At 53.4% G+C, this 17,680-nt stretch carries 17 protein-coding genes; 13 read left to right on the forward strand and 4 right to left on the reverse strand.

Annotation, left to right across the window (positions count from 1 at the left end):
* Positions 1-85: 85 nt before the first annotated feature.
* From dnaJ to nhaR, 3 genes are all read left to right on the forward strand, one after another.
* The gene (gene dnaJ, locus OGV67_RS16705; protein WP_047463780.1) at positions 86-1,219 is read left to right on the forward strand and encodes a molecular chaperone DnaJ; all 1,134 of its coding nucleotides are present in this window, start codon (positions 86-88) and stop codon (positions 1,217-1,219) included.
* A 183-nt stretch (positions 1,220-1,402) separates the two neighbouring features.
* Positions 1,403-2,569, forward strand: coding sequence for a Na+/H+ antiporter NhaA (gene nhaA / locus OGV67_RS16710; RefSeq protein ID WP_012134155.1), 1,167 nt, complete (start codon positions 1,403-1,405; stop codon positions 2,567-2,569).
* A 65-nt stretch (positions 2,570-2,634) separates the two neighbouring features.
* On the forward strand, positions 2,635-3,531 hold the full coding sequence (gene nhaR / locus OGV67_RS16715) for a transcriptional activator NhaR (RefSeq protein ID WP_012134154.1): 897 nt from the start codon (positions 2,635-2,637) through the stop codon (positions 3,529-3,531).
* Positions 3,532-3,628: 97 nt separating this feature from the next.
* Here the strand turns inward: nhaR and rpsT are convergent, their stop codons facing one another.
* Positions 3,629-3,892 carry a 30S ribosomal protein S20 gene (gene rpsT / locus OGV67_RS16720; RefSeq protein WP_001518655.1) on the reverse strand — a complete coding sequence of 88 codons (264 nt, stop codon included), beginning with the start codon at positions 3,890-3,892 and terminating at the stop codon, positions 3,629-3,631.
* 102 nt (positions 3,893-3,994) lie between these two features.
* On the opposite strand from rpsT, the gene OGV67_RS16725 reads away from it, so the two are divergent.
* The 6 genes from OGV67_RS16725 to ispH all read left to right on the forward strand — a co-directional run bounded on the left by OGV67_RS16725 (position 3,995) and on the right by ispH (position 10,026).
* Positions 3,995-4,195 carry a DUF2575 family protein gene (locus OGV67_RS16725; protein ID WP_049008862.1) on the forward strand — a complete coding sequence of 67 codons (201 nt, stop codon included), beginning with the start codon at positions 3,995-3,997 and terminating at the stop codon, positions 4,193-4,195.
* A gap of 25 nt (positions 4,196-4,220) precedes the next feature.
* A complete protein-coding gene (ribF, locus tag OGV67_RS16730; RefSeq protein WP_115615150.1) occupies positions 4,221-5,159 on the forward strand; it encodes a bifunctional riboflavin kinase/FAD synthetase in 939 nt (312 codons plus the stop codon).
* A gap of 37 nt (positions 5,160-5,196) precedes the next feature.
* Positions 5,197-8,013, forward strand: a complete 2,817-nt coding sequence (gene ileS / locus OGV67_RS16735; RefSeq protein ID WP_115615149.1) for an isoleucine--tRNA ligase — start codon at positions 5,197-5,199, stop codon at positions 8,011-8,013.
* Positions 8,013-8,501, forward strand: a complete 489-nt coding sequence (lspA, locus tag OGV67_RS16740; RefSeq protein ID WP_047459022.1) for a signal peptidase II — start codon at positions 8,013-8,015, stop codon at positions 8,499-8,501. The genes ileS and lspA overlap by 1 nt, the downstream gene beginning before the upstream one ends.
* A gap of 123 nt (positions 8,502-8,624) precedes the next feature.
* Positions 8,625-9,074 (forward strand): FKBP-type peptidyl-prolyl cis-trans isomerase, encoded by a 450-nt coding sequence (gene fkpB / locus OGV67_RS16745; RefSeq protein ID WP_112001207.1) that lies wholly within the window; start codon positions 8,625-8,627, stop codon positions 9,072-9,074.
* Position 9,075: 1 nt separating this feature from the next.
* Positions 9,076-10,026, forward strand: a complete 951-nt coding sequence (gene ispH, locus OGV67_RS16750; RefSeq protein WP_286465773.1) for a 4-hydroxy-3-methylbut-2-enyl diphosphate reductase — start codon at positions 9,076-9,078, stop codon at positions 10,024-10,026.
* A 47-nt stretch (positions 10,027-10,073) separates the two neighbouring features.
* Here ispH and OGV67_RS16755 read toward each other — a convergent pair whose 3' ends face one another.
* Positions 10,074-10,766, reverse strand: coding sequence for a response regulator (locus tag OGV67_RS16755; protein ID WP_012134148.1), 693 nt, complete (start codon positions 10,764-10,766; stop codon positions 10,074-10,076).
* The gene (locus OGV67_RS16760) at positions 10,756-12,393 is read right to left on the reverse strand and encodes an ATP-binding protein (RefSeq protein WP_012134147.1); all 1,638 of its coding nucleotides are present in this window, start codon (positions 12,391-12,393) and stop codon (positions 10,756-10,758) included. The genes OGV67_RS16755 and OGV67_RS16760 overlap by 11 nt, the downstream gene beginning before the upstream one ends.
* A gap of 333 nt (positions 12,394-12,726) precedes the next feature.
* Between OGV67_RS16760 and OGV67_RS16765 the strand changes: the two genes are divergently transcribed.
* The 3 genes from OGV67_RS16765 (at position 12,727) to rihC (ending at position 16,045) form a co-directional block, all read left to right on the forward strand.
* Entirely contained in the window at positions 12,727-14,094 is a 1,368-nt protein-coding gene (locus OGV67_RS16765) for a 2-hydroxycarboxylate transporter family protein (RefSeq protein ID WP_012134145.1), read from the forward strand.
* 24 nt (positions 14,095-14,118) lie between these two features.
* Complete coding sequence (locus OGV67_RS16770; RefSeq protein ID WP_024130722.1) at positions 14,119-14,982, forward strand: fumarylacetoacetate hydrolase family protein; 864 nt, start codon at positions 14,119-14,121, stop codon at positions 14,980-14,982.
* Between the two features lie 148 nt (positions 14,983-15,130).
* The gene (gene rihC / locus OGV67_RS16775) at positions 15,131-16,045 is read left to right on the forward strand and encodes a ribonucleoside hydrolase RihC (protein WP_115615148.1); all 915 of its coding nucleotides are present in this window, start codon (positions 15,131-15,133) and stop codon (positions 16,043-16,045) included.
* Here rihC and OGV67_RS16780 read toward each other — a convergent pair.
* The gene (locus tag OGV67_RS16780) at positions 16,042-16,941 is read right to left on the reverse strand and encodes a LysR family transcriptional regulator (RefSeq protein ID WP_012134142.1); all 900 of its coding nucleotides are present in this window, start codon (positions 16,939-16,941) and stop codon (positions 16,042-16,044) included. The genes rihC and OGV67_RS16780 overlap by 4 nt on opposite strands.
* Positions 16,942-17,031: 90 nt before the next feature.
* Between OGV67_RS16780 and OGV67_RS16785 the strand changes: the two genes are divergently transcribed.
* Complete coding sequence (locus OGV67_RS16785; protein ID WP_230012097.1) at positions 17,032-17,661, forward strand: alanyl-tRNA editing protein; 630 nt, start codon at positions 17,032-17,034, stop codon at positions 17,659-17,661.
* Positions 17,662-17,680: the final 19 nt, after the last annotated feature.

Genomic DNA, 17,680 nt, shown 5'->3' on the forward strand with positions numbered 1-17,680 from the left:
GCCCTTTGAACGGGTAAAATACTGGCACGGGCGAAGAGGGTTCCTCTCCGCCCGTGCACGCATGTTAGGGGCAGATAAAAACAAGATGGCTAAGCAAGACTATTACGAGATTTTAGGCGTTTCCAAAACAGCGGAAGAGCGTGAAATCAAAAAGGCGTACAAGCGCCTGGCCATGAAATATCACCCGGACCGTAACCAGGGTGATAAAGAGGCCGAGGCCAAGTTCAAAGAGATCAAGGAAGCCTACGAAGTTCTGACCGATGCGCAAAAACGTGCGGCATACGATCAGTACGGGCACGCCGCGTTTGAACAAGGCGGTGGTGGATTTGGCGGCGGCTTCGGCGGCGGCGCTGACTTCAGCGATATCTTTGGTGACGTTTTCGGCGATATCTTTGGCGGCGGACGTGGTCGTCAGCGCGCAGCGCGTGGTGCTGATTTACGTTACAACATGGATCTCACCCTGGAAGAAGCCGTACGTGGCGTGACCAAAGAGATCCGTATTCCGACGCTGGAAGAGTGCGACGTTTGCCACGGCAGCGGTGCGAAAGCAGGTACTCAGCCGCAGACCTGTCCAACCTGTCATGGTTCCGGCCAGGTGCAGATGCGTCAGGGTTTCTTCGCCGTGCAGCAAACCTGCCCGCACTGTCAGGGGCGCGGTACGCTGATTAAAGATCCGTGCAACAAATGCCACGGTCATGGTCGCGTAGAGAAAACCAAAACCCTGTCGGTTAAAATCCCGGCGGGTGTGGACACAGGCGATCGTATTCGTCTCTCCGGCGAAGGTGAAGCGGGCGAGCATGGCGCGCCAGCGGGCGATCTGTACGTTCAGGTACAGGTGAAGCAGCACCCGATCTTCGAGCGTGAAGGCAACAACCTGTATTGCGAAGTGCCGATTAACTTTGCAATGGCGGCGCTGGGTGGCGAGATTGAAGTCCCGACGCTGGATGGTCGTGTGAAGTTGAAAGTGCCGCACGAAACGCAAACCGGCAAGCTGTTCCGTATGCGTGGAAGAGGCGTGAAATCCGTACGCGGCGGCGCGCAGGGCGATCTGCTGTGCCGTGTTGTGGTCGAAACGCCGGTAGGTCTGAACGAGAAGCAGAAGCAGTTGCTGAAAGATCTGCAAGAAAGCTTCGGCGGCCCGACAGGTGAGAAAAACAGTCCGCGTTCGAAGAGTTTCTTCGATGGTGTGAAGAAGTTCTTTGACGATTTGACGCGTTAATCACCGCTGTCACATTGCATAAAAAGCCCGGGATTGTGCAATCCCGGGCTTTTTTGTTTGTCGGCGGTGATGATTTTATTTCGTAAAAACCGAACATTTCACCATAAATAATCTAATTTTAACGATAGATCATGCGAGGTAAGATAGACGCCACGAGGTTTGATTATATTGAGAGAATAAAAAGTGAAACACCTGCATCGTTTTTTTAGCAGTGATGCCTCCGGGGGCATCATTCTCATTATCGCCGCCGTGCTGGCTATGCTGATGGCGAACAGCGGATTCACCAGCGGATGGTATCACGCCTTTCTGGAGACGCCCGTTCAGCTGCGGGTTGGGGCGCTTGAGATCAACAAAAATATGCTGCTGTGGATCAACGACGCGCTAATGGCGGTATTTTTCCTGCTGATTGGTCTGGAGGTCAAGCGCGAGCTTATGCAGGGCTCGCTTGCCAGTTTACGTCAGGCGGCGTTTCCGGTGATTGCCGCCATTGGCGGCATGATTGTTCCGGCGCTGCTCTATCTGGCTTTTAACTATTCCGACCCGATTACGCGCGAAGGCTGGGCGATTCCGGCGGCAACGGATATTGCTTTTGCGCTGGGCGTATTGGCCTTGCTGGGCAGCAGGGTGCCGCTGGCGTTGAAGATATTCCTGATGGCGCTGGCTATTATTGACGATCTGGGCGCGATTGTGATCATTGCGCTGTTCTACACCAGCGATCTTTCGATGGTCTCGCTGGGGGTTGCGGCATTTGCGATTGTGCTTCTGGCCGTGCTGAACCTGTGTGATGTCAGACGAACAGGGGTTTATATCCTGGTCGGCGTGGTGCTGTGGACTGCCGTATTGAAATCTGGCGTTCATGCCACTCTTGCCGGGGTGATCGTCGGCTTCTTCATCCCATTGAAGGAGAAGCATGGTCGTTCTCCGGCGAAGCGTCTGGAACATGTGCTACATCCGTGGGTGGCGTATCTGATTCTGCCGCTGTTCGCCTTCGCCAATGCGGGCGTCTCGCTACAGGGGGTAACGCTTGACGGGCTGACCTCAATACTCCCGCTGGGAATCATTGCCGGGTTGCTGATCGGTAAACCGCTGGGGATTAGCCTGTTTTGCTGGCTGGCGCTGCGTCTCAAACTGGCGAAGTTGCCGGAAGGAACACGTTTTCAGCAAATAATGGCGGTCGGTATTCTGTGCGGGATCGGTTTTACGATGTCGATTTTCATCGCCAGTCTGGCGTTTGGTAGTGTAGATCCGGCACTGATTAACTGGGCGAAGCTGGGGATTTTGATTGGTTCTCTGCTTTCGGCAGTGATCGGCTACAGCTGGTTACGTACACGTTTAAGCCCGGTGGTCTGAGCGGGGAGAGGGGTGGGGGGCTGATGTGGCCCCCCTTGCGACACAGATCAGGGAGAGGAGTGAGCATGTCTCATATTAACTACAACCATCTTTATTATTTTTGGCATGTGTATAAAGAAGGTTCCGTTGTCGGGGCGGCAGAAGCGCTTTACCTGACGCCGCAAACCATCACTGGTCAGATCAAAGCCCTTGAGGAGCGCTTGCAGGGAAAATTATTCAAGCGTAAAGGGCGTGGGCTGGAGCCCAGTGAATTAGGGGAACTGGTGTTTCGCTATGCGGACAAAATGTTTACCTTAAGCCAGGAAATGCTGGATATCGTTAACTACCGCAAAGAGTCTAATCTGCTGTTTGATGTCGGCGTGGCGGATGCGTTGTCAAAACGTCTGGTCAGCAATGTGCTGGATGCGGCCGTGGTTGACGACGAACAAATTCATTTGCGCTGTTTTGAATCCACCCATGAGATGCTGCTTGAGCAGCTTAGCCAGCATAAGCTGGATATGATTATCTCGGATTGCCCAATCGACTCTACTCAGCAGGAGGGGCTGTTTTCGGTGAAGATAGGTGAATGCAGCGTGAGCTTCTGGTGTACGAAACCGCTGCCTGCAAAACCCTTCCCGGCGTGTCTGGAAGAGCGTCGGCTGCTGATCCCGGGCCGTCGCTCTATGCTCGGTCGCAAATTATTAAACTGGTTTAATTCGCAGGGCTTAAATGTCGAAATCCTCGGCGAGTTTGATGATGCGGCGCTGATGAAAGCGTTTGGCGCTACCCACAATGCGATTTTTGTCGCGCCGACGCTCTATGCGCATGACTTTTACGCCGATGAATCGATCGTTGAGATTGGCCGTGTGGAAAACGTCATGGAAGAGTACCACGCCATTTTTGCCGAGAGGATGATTCAGCACCCGGCCGTACAGCGCATTTGTCACGCGGATTACTCGGCGCTATTTAGCCACAAAGGGTAAGCGCTACAGGCTGGATAAGGCGTTTGCCCGCTATCCGGCAGACATAAAAAAACCCGCTTGCGCGGGCTTTTTTACAAAGCTGATAACAAGCGGGCGATTAAGCCAGTTTGTTGATCTGTGCAGTCAGGTTTGCTTTATGACGTGCAGCTTTGTTTTTGTGGATCAGACCTTTAGCAGCCTGACGGTCCACGATCGGTTGCATTTCGTTAAATGCTTTCAGTGCAGCAGCTTTGTCGCCAGCTTCGATAGCTGCGTATACTTTCTTGATGAAAGTACGCATCATAGAGCGACGGCTTGCGTTGTGCTTACGAGCCTTTTCAGACTGAACGGCGCGCTTCTTAGCTGATTTGATATTAGCCAAGGTCCAACTCCCAAATGTGTTCTATATGGACAATTCAAAGGCCGAGGAATATGCCCTTTTAGCCTTCTTTTGTCAATGGATTTGTGCAAATAAGCGCCGTTAATATGGCGGCACTCGTTACGTAGTGATGGCGCAGGATTCTACCAGCTTGCGGGGCGTGAATACAGCTTTTCCACGATAAAAATTACATTGAATGGGCAGTTTCTTGTTCTGATTTGCCCCATAACAATGAAAACAATCTTCTTTATGTTTCACAGGGGCAATCGTCGGTTAACCTTGACCGCTGTACAAGGTATACTCTGACGATTTTCACTGTTTTGAGCCAGACATGAAGCTGATACGCGGCATACATAATCTCAGTCAGGCCCCGCATGGGTGTGTGCTGACTATTGGTAATTTCGACGGTGTGCATCGTGGCCATCGTGCATTGCTGCAGGGCTTGCGGGAAGAAGGGCGCAAGCGGGGTTTACCGGTGATGGTAATGATTTTCGAACCGCAGCCGCTGGAACTCTTCGCTACGGAAAAGGCCCCTGCGCGCCTGACCCGCCTGCGGGAAAAACTGCGTTACCTGGCGGAATGCGGCGTGGACTACGTGCTGTGCGTACGCTTCGATCGCCGCTTTGCCGCCCTGACCGCACAAAACTTTATCAGCGATCTGCTGGTGAAGCGTCTCGGCGTGCGGTTCCTCGCTGTCGGTGATGATTTCCGTTTTGGCGCTGGCCGCGAAGGCGATTTCTTGTTATTACAGAAAGCCGGAGCGGAGTACGGTTTTGACATCACCAACACGCAGACCTTTTGCGAAGGTGGCGTACGAATCAGCAGTACGGCCGTGCGTCAGGCGCTGGCGGAGGACAACCTGCCGCTGGCTGAAAGTTTGCTGGGGCATCCGTTTACCATCTCCGGGCGTGTCGTCCACGGCGATGAGTTAGGGCGCACCATTGGTTTCCCGACGGCGAATTTACCGCTGCGTCGTCAGGTCTCCCCGGTAAAAGGGGTTTATGCGGTGGAAGTGATGGGGCTGGGTGATAAACCCATGCCTGGCGTTGCCAATATCGGCACGCGTCCGACAGTGGCAGGCGTACGCCAACAGTTAGAAGTGCATCTGCTGGACGTTGTAATGGACCTCTATGGTCGCCATATAGATGTAATACTGCGTAAAAAAATACGCAACGAACAGCGATTCGCATCGCTGGATGAACTAAAAGCGCAGATTGTGCGTGATGAGTTAACTGCCCGCGATTTTTTTGGGCTATCAAAACCGGCTTAATGCCTATACGAGTTTTAAATACGGAACCGAGAATCTGATGAGTGACTATAAATCAACCCTGAATTTGCCGGAAACAGGGTTCCCGATGCGCGGCGATCTCGCCAAGCGTGAACCGGGAATGCTGGCGCGTTGGACCGATGATGACCTGTACGGCATCATTCGTGCGGCCAAAAAAGGCAAAAAAACCTTCATTCTGCATGATGGCCCTCCTTATGCGAATGGCAGCATTCATATTGGTCACTCGGTTAATAAGATTCTGAAAGACATTATCGTGAAGTCCAAAGGACTCGCGGGATTTGACTCGCCTTACGTTCCGGGCTGGGACTGCCACGGTCTGCCGATCGAGCTGAAAGTCGAGCAGGAATACGGTAAGCCGGGCGAAAAATTCACGGCTGCGGAATTCCGTGCGAAGTGTCGCGAATACGCCGCCACCCAGGTTGACGGCCAGCGTAAAGACTTCATCCGTCTGGGCGTGCTGGGCGACTGGTCGCATCCGTATTTGACGATGGACTTCAAAACTGAAGCCAACATCATTCGCGCGCTGGGTAAAATCATCGGCAACGGCCATCTGCATAAAGGCGCGAAGCCGGTGCACTGGTGCGTGGACTGCCGTTCCGCGCTGGCGGAAGCGGAAGTTGAATATTATGACAAAACGTCTCCGTCTATCGACGTGGCGTTCCACGCCGCTGACCAGGATGCGGTGAAAACGACGTTTGGCGTTTCCAGCGTCAACGGCCCGATCTCGCTGGTTATCTGGACCACCACGCCGTGGACGCTGCCTGCGAACCGCGCGATCTCTCTGGCGCCGGATTTTGATTACGCGCTGGTACAAATTGACGGCCAGGCGCTGATTCTGGCGAAAGACCTGGTGGAAAGCGTGATGCAGCGCCTTGGCGCGGCTGACTATACCATCCTCGGCACCGTAAAAGGCGCGGAGCTGGAACTGTTGCGCTTTACCCATCCGTTTATGGACTTCGACGTTCCGGCGATCCTCGGCGATCACGTCACGCTGGATGCCGGTACGGGGGCGGTGCATACCGCGCCTGGTCATGGCCCGGACGACTATGTCATCGGTCAAAAATACGGTCTGGAAACCGCTAACCCGGTCGGACCGGACGGCGCTTACCTGCCAGGCACGTATCCGACGCTCGATGGCGTGAACGTTTTCAAAGCGAACGACATCGTCGTTGCGCTGTTGCGTGAAAAAGGCGCGCTGCTGCACGTTGAGAAGCTGCAACACAGCTATCCGTGCTGCTGGCGTCACAAAACGCCGATCATCTTCCGTGCGACGCCGCAGTGGTTCGTCAGCATGGATCAGAAAGGCCTGCGCGAGCAGTCGCTGAAAGAGATCAAAGGCGTACAGTGGATCCCGGACTGGGGTCAGGCACGTATTGAATCAATGGTTGCGAACCGTCCTGACTGGTGTATTTCCCGTCAGCGTACCTGGGGCGTGCCGATGTCTCTGTTCGTACATAAAGACACCGAAGAGCTGCACCCGCGCGCCATCGAACTGATGGAAGAAGTGGCGAAGCGCGTTGAAGTGGACGGCATTCAGGCATGGTGGGGCCTCGATCCGAAAGAGATCCTCGGCGACGACGCTGACCAGTACGTAAAAGTGCCGGATACGCTGGACGTCTGGTTTGACTCCGGTTCGACACACGCTTCTGTGGTCGATGTGCGTCCTGAGTTTGCCGGTCATGCGGCGGATATGTATCTGGAAGGTTCCGACCAGCATCGCGGCTGGTTCATGTCCTCCCTGATGATCTCCACTGCGATGAAGGGCAAAGCGCCGTACCGTCAGGTACTGACCCACGGCTTCACCGTGGATGGTCAGGGCCGCAAAATGTCCAAATCCATCGGTAACACCGTTTCTCCGCAGGATGTGATGAACAAACTGGGCGCGGATATTCTGCGTCTGTGGGTGGCGTCTACCGACTACACCGGCGAAATGGCCGTTTCCGACGAGATCCTGAAACGCGCTGCCGACAGCTATCGTCGTATCCGTAACACCGCGCGCTTCCTGCTGGCGAACCTGAACGGGTTTGATCCGGTAAAAGATATGGTGAAACCGGAAGAGATGGTGGTGCTGGATCGCTGGGCGGTGGGCTGCGCGAAAGCGGCGCAGGACGATATCCTGAAAGCCTACGAAGCCTATGATTTCCACGAAGTGGTACAGCGTCTGATGCGCTTCTGCTCTGTTGAGATGGGCTCGTTCTACCTCGACATCATCAAAGACCGCCAGTACACCGCGAAAGCCGACAGTGTGGCGCGTCGTAGTTGCCAGAGCGCGCTGTACCATATCGCAGAAGCGCTGGTGCGCTGGATGGCGCCAATCATGTCCTTCACCGCAGATGAAATCTGGGGTTATCTGCCAGGCGATCGTGAGAAGTACGTCTTTACCGGTGAGTGGTATGAAGGTCTGTTTGGCTTAGGCGAAACCGAAGCGATGAATGACGCTTACTGGGATGAGCTGCTGAAAGTGCGTGGCGAAGTGAACAAGGTTATCGAGCAGGCGCGTGCGGACAAGAAAGTCGGTGGTTCTCTCGAAGCGGCTGTCACCCTGTACGCTGAACCGGAACTGGCGGCGAAGCTGACTGCACTGGGCGATGAATTACGATTTGTCCTGTTGACCTCTGGCGCGAAAGTCGCTGACTATGCGGAGGCTTCTGCTGATGCGCAGCAGAGCGAACTGCTCAAAGGGCTGAAAGTCGCGTTGAGTAAAGCCGAAGGTGAGAAGTGCCCACGCTGCTGGCACTACACCACGGATGTCGGCAAGGTAGCGGAGCACGCAGAGATCTGCGGCCGCTGTGTCAGCAACATCGCCGGTGATGGCGAAAAACGTAAGTTTGCCTGATGAGTAAGCCTCTTTGTTCAACAGGACTGCGCTGGCTGTGGCTGGTGGTGGTCGTGCTGATTATCGATTTAGGCAGCAAGTACCTGATCCTCCAGAACTTTGCTCTGGGAGATACGGTGTCGCTGTTCCCGTCGCTTAATCTGCACTACGCGCGTAACTATGGTGCGGCGTTTAGCTTCTTAGCCGACAGCGGCGGCTGGCAGCGCTGGTTCTTTGCCGGTATCGCCATCGGTATTTGCGTTATCCTGATGGTGATGATGTATCGCTCGAAGGCGACGCAAAAGCTGAACAACATCGCCTATGCGTTAATCATTGGCGGTGCGCTGGGCAACCTGTTCGACCGCCTGTGGCATGGCTTTGTTGTCGATATGATCGACTTCTATGTTGGCGACTGGCATTTCGCCACCTTTAACCTGGCCGATAGCGCGATTTGTATCGGTGCGGCGTTGATTGTGCTGGAGGGTTTCCTGCCGAAAAAGCAGGCGTAATAAAATGCCGGATGGCGGCGTAAGCGCCTTATCCGGCCTACAAAATAGCGCGATTCTTGTAGGCCCGGTAAGCGTAAGCGCCACCGGGCAAACAGGTGACCCAAAACAAGTGAGCAAACCTGCATGTCTAAATCAGTACAGAGTAACAGTGCGGTGCTGGTGCACTTCACCTTAAAGCTTGACGATGGCTCTACCGCTGAGTCAACGCATAACAATGGTAAGCCAGCGCTATTCCGCCTGGGTGACGGCTCCCTGTCTGAAGGGCTGGAGCAGCATCTTCTGGGACTGAAAGACGGCGACAAAACCACGTTTTCTCTGGAACCGGATGCCGCGTTTGGCGTACCGAGCCCGGACCTGGTTCAATACTTCTCTCGCCGCGAGTTTATGGACGCGGGCGAGCCTGAAGTGGGGGCAATTATGCTCTTTACCGCAATGGACGGCAGTGAGATGCCTGGCGTGATCCGCGAAATTAACGGTGACTCGATTACCGTCGATTTCAACCATCCGCTGGCCGGGCATACCGTTCATTTTGATATTGAAGTGCTGGAAATCGATCCGGCACTGGAGGCGTAAAATGCAGATCCTGTTGGCCAACCCGCGCGGCTTTTGCGCAGGTGTAGACCGCGCTATCATCATTGTAGAAAACGCGCTGGCTATTTACGGCGCGCCAATTTATGTCCGTCACGAAGTGGTGCACAACCGCTACGTGGTGGATAGCCTGCGTGAGCGTGGGGCGATTTTCATCGAGCAGATCAGTGAAGTGCCGGACGGCGCGATCCTGATTTTCTCCGCACACGGGGTTTCCCAGGCGGTACGTAACGAGGCGAAAAGCCGCGATCTCACCGTTTTTGACGCCACCTGTCCGCTGGTAACAAAAGTGCATATGGAAGTGGCGCGCGCCAGCCGTCGCGGCGAAGAGTCAATCCTGATCGGCCACGCCGGGCACCCGGAAGTGGAAGGGACGATGGGGCAGTACAGCAACCCGGAAGGGGGCATGTATCTGGTCGAGTCGCCGGACGACGTTCTGTCGCTTGATGTCAAAAACGAAGGCAAACTCTCCTTTATGACCCAGACGACGCTCTCCGTCGATGACACGTCTGATGTGATTGACGCGCTGCGTCAACGCTTCCCGAAAATTGTCGGGCCGCGTAAAGATGACATTTGCTACGCCACGACGAACCGCCAGGAAGCGGTGCGCGCGCTGGCGGAACAGGCCGATGTCGTGCTGGTGGTTGGTTCGAAAAACTCCTCCAACTCCAACCGTCTGGCTGAACTGGCGCAGCGTATGGGGAAAGCGGCGTTTCTGATCGACGATGCCACCGACATCCAGGAAGCCTGGGTGAAAGAGGCGAAGTGCGTTGGCGTGACCGCTGGCGCTTCCGCACCGGATATTCTGGTGCAGAATGTGATCGCTCGCCTGCAAGAGCTTGGCGGCGGCGAAGCCATTCCGCTGGAAGGCCGCGAAGAGAACATCGTTTTCGAAGTGCCGAAAGAACTGCGTGTGGATGTTCGTGAAGTAGAGTAATTACGCTTTGACGCCGGTCTGCTATCCGACCGGCATCTTTTATGCCATTACGTTTCGCTCAGGCGATACATCCTGCGCGGATGCCCTGGCTTGCCATACAGCATTTCGACGCGAAGAAAACCCGTCTCGACACCGTGTTCAACATAGCGGCGCGCCGTGGTTTTACTTAACCCCGTTCCGGCAACCACATCGTCAACGGAGAAGCTGCGCGTGCTGTTTTCTGTAAAAAGCTTCTGCACCAGCGCCAGCGTGATTTCTTCAATCCCCTTACTGCTATTCTCCTGACGGTAATTCTTCGCCTGTAACAGGTAGAGTGAATCGACGTTTTGCTGATCGACAATTTTCCATACCCGCTGCTGTTCGGCAAACTGGACAAAACGTTCCAGCGACTGGCTGAGCCGTTTCCACGAGATTGGCTTCAGAATATAGTCAAACGCGCCGTTGCGAATCGCCAGGCTACAGGTATCCATATCACTGGCGGCAGTAATAAAGATCACTGAGCAATTCGTGTTCATGACTAACGGATCGCTGATGAGCGTAATACCCTTACCATCCGGTAGATAGTTGTCCAGCAGCAGTAGCTGAGGCCGCAGCTGGTTGAGTTTTTGCCGGGCATCGGCAAGCGTGGAGGCAATGCCAGCCAGTCGGAGTCTCGGATGTTTGTCGATCAGTTCAGCGTGCAGCTGCGCCAGTTCGTTCTCGTCCTCAACGATCAGGACATCGATAAGTTCAGGTTGCATAATCGGTACCTTCCAGTTCCTGTACGGGACTGCGGGAAATTCCCGTAGCGGGAATAAACAACGTAAATATGGCGCCGCGCGGTGAATTATCAGCGACTTCTATCACCCCTCCCGCCTGAGTGACATAACTTTCAATCAGATACAATCCAATGCCATGATCGCCCCGGGTTTTCGTGGTGACGCCACGTTCGAAAATATGCTCGCGAATCTCCGGTTTAATACCGACTCCCTGATCGGCCACTTCGATAATCAGCTCATGCTCGTTGAGTCTGATCAGCACGTCCACTGGCGCATGCGGTAATGGCGATCGCTGCGTTGCTTCGATCGCGTTATCGAGTAAATTGCCCAGGATCGAAATCAGTTCTGATTCTGCAAGTGGCGGAAAAGGCCTATCCATCCGGCAGCTGGGATCGAAATTCAGTTCCACCCCTTTTTCACCCGCTCTTGCCGCTTTACCTAACAGCAGGCCGCACAACGTCGGTGAACTGAAGCGCGATGAGATAAAGTCCAGCAGCTCCTGGGCATGTTCCGACTGAGCCTGAATATAATCAATGGCTTCATTGTAACGACCCATATGCAGTAAACCAGAAAGGGTCGTCATGCAATTGAGCTGCTCGTGGCGCATGATGCGCAAATTATCTACGTAACGTTTTACCTGGCTTAGCTGAGCGCTCAAACTGTCTATTTCATTGCGATCGCGGAAGGTTATCACCCATCCCTGAAGCGAGTTCTCCAGCATGATGCGCACCCGGCTGGCGATAACCGTCAATTCATTGAAACGGCAGATTTCATCATGAGTGTCATTCTTCAGCATCACTTCTTTAAGGAAGAAGGGGGATGGCGTAATCACTTCGGTAATGTGTTGCCCGCGTATCGCCTGCGCAGGCTGGCCTAAACCCAGCAGCTCGCGGGCAGCCTGATTGATCACCTCAATGTGCAAATTATTATCAATGGCGATTACCCCTTCATAAATTGATTCCATCATCGCTTTTTGCTGACGAACCAGCAGGCCTATCTCTCGAGGCTCCAGTGAAAAAATCTGTTTTTTAATACTGCGGGTGAAGAACCAGGAAAAGACAAAAAGGGATATCAGTAGCAGGATGGCGGCAACCAGGATACTGACGGCTTTATTCACCGTAATGGTGTTGAGGTAACTGGTGAGGTATCCAACGGAGACGATACCAATAACCTCGCCCTGATCGTCAACAATGGGCGCTTTACTGCGCAGGGAGATGCCCAGGCCGCCACGGCGAATTGTCGTGGTGCTCTTTCCGTGAAGCACTTCAGTGTTATCGTCACCAACCAGCTTTTTTCCTACTCTGTCGGCATAAACAGAATGAAACAGATGGATACCTTCTTTATCTCCGATAACAATAAAACTGGCGTCGCTATGCGCGGCTATTTTTTGCATAAATTGATGAATCGCCGTGGTATCTCTTTCCACGACTTCTTTTCGCAAATTCGGAATAAGCGCAATTTCTTCCGCCTGTATTTTCGCCCTGGCTCCCATCTCCTGATAAAGCTGCTTTTCTACGTGCATATAATAGTATCCACCCAGTAAGGCAAATAATATGGAGAAAAAAGCAATCAGCGATATAAACAGTTTGATCTGAAATGAAACTTTCATAATGTTCAGGCATCGTCATCAGGGATACGTCACTGTATCATCTTTTGGCCTGAATGAAGCGATTTTGCCAGAAACCTGTGATCTTTTGCACAGCAGAATATATTGCGGTAGGCAGCGCGCAGGCGCAACGATGTTACCAAACGTTGCTTTAAATACGCGCTGAAAAGAAACCATAAAAACCACGGCGTTAAATAAGAGATAAATCACATAAAATAATAGAAACCATTAAAACTATAGAGACCATTAAAACTTCTTTTTGAATTCGTCAGCACTCACACAAAGTAAATATTGAAGCCCATAAACTAACCCTGAAAAATAACCGAGGGCTTAATAATGAGCACGACTGATGATTCTTTCTCTGTTACTCATGAACCGTTAAACATTCAGCGTTTGTCACTTAAAGAGCGCTGGTGGCACATTATGGATACATGGAAAATCGGTATTATTCCATTACCGATGTTTTTGTTGGCCGGTGCATTAATCGCGATTGATTGCCTGGGCGGGAAGCTGCCGAGCGATATTGTCGTGATGGTCGCCACGCTGGCTTTTTTTGGCTTTGCCTGCGGAGAGTTTGGAAAGCGTTTGCCCATCGTCGGCAAACTGGGGGCCGCCGCAATTTGCGCGACCTTTATTCCTTCCGCGTTAGTTTACTATGGCCTGCTGCCGGATGTGGTGGTGGAGTCGACGACCAAATTCTATAAATCTACCAACATCCTGTATCTCTATATCTGCTGCATTATCGTCGGCAGTATTATGAGTATGAATCGCACCGTGCTGATTCAGGGTTTCCTGCGTATTTTCTTCCCAATGTTATGCGGTGAAATCGTCGGTATGGTTGTTGGTATGGGCGTCGGCCTGGCGCTTGGCCTCGAACCCTTTCAGATTTTCTTCTTTATTATTTTACCCATCATGGCCGGCGGCGTTGGCGAAGGCGCCATTCCGCTTTCAATCGGCTATGCGACCCTGTTACACATGGATCAAGGGGTGGCGCTCGGTCGTATCTTACCGATGGTGATGCTGGGCAGTCTGACCGCCATTATCATCTCCGGCTGCCTGAACCAACTGGGCAAGCGCTTCCCGCATCTGACCGGCGAAGGTCAATTGATGCCAAACCGTGCGAATGCCGATGAACAATCGCCGTCACTGGCGGAAGGCGTCTCTGGCAAAACGGATGTGACCACGATTGCCGCAGGCGCGCTGCTGGCGATACTGCTCTATATGCTGGGTATGTTAGGGCACAAGCTGATTGGCTTGCCCGCACCGGTTGGCATGTTGTTTGTGGCAGTGCTGGTCAAGTTAGTTAACGGCGTATCGCCCCGCGTTCTTGAAGGCTCGCAGGTGGTGTACAAATTCTTCCAGACTTCAGTGACTTATCCCATTCTGTTCGCGGTTGGCGTAGCCATTACGCCGTGGGAGGAGCTGGTGAACGCCTTCACCCTGACCAATCTTCTGGTCATTATCAGTACCGTTGCTGCGCTGGTCGCGACAGGATTCTTCGTTGGTAAAAAAATCGGTATGCATCCTATTGATGTCGCCATTGTCTCCTGCTGTCAGAGTGGGCAAGGCGGTACGGGCGACGTAGCGATTTTAACCGCAGGCAACCGCATGAGCCTGATGCCGTTCGCACAAATTGCGACGCGTATCGGCGGGGCGATAAATGTTTCCATTTCGCTGCTGGTGCTGGGTAACTTTCTTATTTAATTGAAGTATGCAGGATTGATAATTATGAAACTCGCAAGCTTTCTTTATCAGGGCACTCGCAGCTATGGCATCGTTACTGCCGGAGGCGTTATTGATTTGGGGAACCGCATCGGCGACCAGTATCGGGACCTGAAGGCGCTATTGCAGGGGGATGGTCTGGAGCAGGCGCGGCGCTTCGCGCAGGCGCCGGTCGATCTAAAAATGGATGCAATCACCTTTTTACCGGTAATAGAGCGACCGGAAAAAATACTCTGTGTCGGCATGAACTACGCCGAAAAGCGCCAGGAGTTCGATCAGCATGACCCCGCGCCGACGCTGTTTGTTCGTTTTGCGGATTCGCAAACCGGGCACAACATGCCGGTACTCAAGCCTCGCCATTCGCATGAGTTTGATTACGAGGGGGAGCTGGCGGTGATCATCGGTAACGGTGGCGAGAATATCTCCCGTGACCATGCGCTTGACCATGTCGCCGGATACAGCTGCTATATGGATGGCTCCGCACGCGACTGGCAGCACAGCTGGTTTACTGCGGGGAAAAACTGGCGGCAGACCGGCGCTTTTGGCCCGTGGATGGTTACTGCCGATGAAATTCCCGACCCGCATCAGCTGGCGATCCGCACCTGGCTCAACGGCCGCATGGTACAGGAAGATAACACCAGCAGTATGATCCATAAAGTTGCTGAATTAATTGAGTATATAAGCACTTTCACCCGTCTTAATTCCGGGGACGTCATCATTACGGGCTCGCCGGGCGGCGTAGGGAAAAAGAGGAATCCGCCGTTATTCATGCAGGAAGGCGATCGTATTGAAGTGGAGATTGAGCACATTGGCCATCTGAGTAATGTCATCATGGAAGCCCCGCTACAGGCCTTTGCGGCGGCGCATTAATACGATGAGCCAACACGTTTTGGCGTATGGGATTAATGACAAATTTTGTTTCGTCTCCTTTTGTCGGTCGGTCGCTTGCCAACCGGCAAAAGGTTTGCCAATAATCGGATGCCAACCCTGGAGCTTGTCATCTTTTTATGGAGGAAACATGCGCCTGCCCATTATTCTGGATACCGATCCGGGTATAGACGATGCCGCCGCCATCGCCGCCGCCCTGTTTGCCCCGCAGCTTGACCTGCAACTGATGACCACCGTCGCGGGGAATGTCTCCGTAGAGAAAACCACCCGCAACGCGCTGCAACTGCTGCATTTCTGGAACATGGATATCCCGCTGGCGCAGGGGGCCGCCACGCCGCTGCTGCGCCCGTTGCGCGATGCTGCTTACGTCCACGGCGAGTCGGGCATGGAAGGCTATGACTTTGTCGCCCATGATTGCCAGCCATTGGCAAAACCGGCCTTTATCGCCATTCGGGATGCCCTGATGAGCGCCACGGAACCCGTCACGCTGGTCGCGATCGGCCCGTTGACCAATATTGCGCTGCTGCTGACTCACTACCCGGAATGCGCTTTTAACATTCGTCGTCTGGTGATCATGGGCGGCTCTGCGGGGCGGGGAAACTTTACGCCGAACGCCGAATTCAATATTGCCGTCGACCCGGAAGCTGCTTCCCGCGTTTTTCAGAGTGGGATAGAGATAGTGATGTGCGGGCTGGACGTGACCAACCAGGCCCTGCTGGCGCCGGATTATCTGGCAAAACTGCCCGAACTTAACCGGACGGGAAAAATGCTGCATGCGTTGTTTAGCCACTACCGCAGCGGCAGCATGAACACCGGGCTGCGTATGCACGATCTCTGCGCCATCGCCTGGCTGGTTCGCCCGGATCTGTTCACCGTTAAACCCTGTTTTGTCGCGGTAGAGACACAGGGGGAATACACCGCAGGCACAACGGTTGTTGATATTGAAGGTCGACTGGGGAAAAGCCCTAACGTGCAGGTGGCGCTGGAGATAGATGTGGCTGGCTTCCAGCAGTGGGTCGCCGACGTGCTGGCGCTGGCGCCCTAGGATTTTAGTTGTTGGCTAAGGTAATCAATCATGGCCCGTATTTTGAGCGGCATATGCTTGTTTCCAGCCCACAAAAGCCATAGCTCGCCGGAGTAGTTGCTGATGAACGTCCACTCCGGCAACACCTGCATGATTTCGCCGTCTTGTAACGCTTCTCTGGCCGTGAATGCGGGGAGACTGCCAATTCCCAGATGGCGCTTTACTGCGTCCAGTCTTACACCCGTATGATTAGCCGCATAGCGTCCCGTTGTTTGAACGACTTCTGTCTTACCTTGTTTACGAAATTTCCAGCGTGAGTCCGTTGGCGTCTCTCCGAGGCTAATGCAACTGTGCTGACGTAAATCTTCCGGGTGCGTCGGTGTCCCCTGTTTTTGCAGATACTCTGGCGTGGCGCAGAGGATGTGGGTGATTGGCATTAACGGCTTGCCATGCAACCCGGGCGAGGGGGTATTGGTGATTTGCAGCGCCAGATCGACGCCATCATCAATGAGATCCATATAGCGGTCTTCGAGTCTCAGGCAAACATCAACCAGGGGAAAACGTTCAAGAAATTGCGGGATCAGTGGATGAATAACGAAGCGTCCGACGGCTTTGGGTACGCTGAGCGTAATCTTTCCCTGAGGAACGTGTTGTACGCTTCCCCCGGAATCAATGGCCTGTCGCGCCGCTTCCAGCATCATTTTTGCATGTTCATACACCATCTTTCCTGTTTCACTTAATGCCAGCTTACGTGTTGAACGATGCAACAACTGGCTGCCCGTTTCGCGTTCAAGGCGTGAAACGCTGCGGCTCATGGCTGATGGGGTCACACCTGCTGCGCGCGCTGCGGCAGAAAAGCTACCGTGATCAACAATCAACACAAAAGTGGCCAGATCGGGAAGGAGTGTCAAATTCATTTGTGTTTCTCAGGCAAAGATTCATTGCCGGGCAGGCGGATTATCTGCTCCGGGATAAATAATATACTGCCCTTCACGACAGGAGGACATATGACAGAACGTCTTTATTACAGCACCGATGATACAGAAGGCATGGCATGTGTGACGGGGTGCTCTCCACAAATGGATGGCCTGTATGCCGTTACGCTCGATAAAACATTATTCCACCCTCAGGGAGGTGGACAACCCGCAGACAAAGGCTGGATTGCGGATATTCCAGTTTGCGGAATCATGTTACGTGATAATCAAATTATACATATTCTGCCGCAACCCGTTGCAGCGGGAGTGGTGCAGCTAAAAGTCGATGTACAGACGCGTTTGCTCAACTCTCGTCTGCATTCAGCAGGCCATCTTATCGGGTGTGCGGGAGAAACATGGGGTTGGTCGCCAGTGAAAGCGCACCACTGGCCGGGTGAGGGGCGCATTACCTTTTCAGCAGGTGAACATGCTCGTCTTCCTGATGCTGAAAATCTGCTGGCGTGTATTGAGCAGTGGCAGGCGAAGGATTATGCCCGCCGAATTGAGTTTGACGGTGAGCGACGTAAAGTGGGGTTTGGCGAACTTCCGATGTACTTCTGTGGAGGAACACATGTCACTTCGCTCGGCCAACTTGGTCGTATAACGATCGGTGGGATCAAAATGAAGAAAGGGCAGCTCATCATTAACTATTCCATTGAATAGCGTCCATTTGCTCTTGATC

Source organism: Citrobacter sp. CK188 (assembly GCF_030333525.1).
In the GTDB taxonomy this organism is placed as follows: Bacteria; Pseudomonadota; Gammaproteobacteria; order Enterobacterales; family Enterobacteriaceae; genus Citrobacter_B; species Citrobacter_B koseri.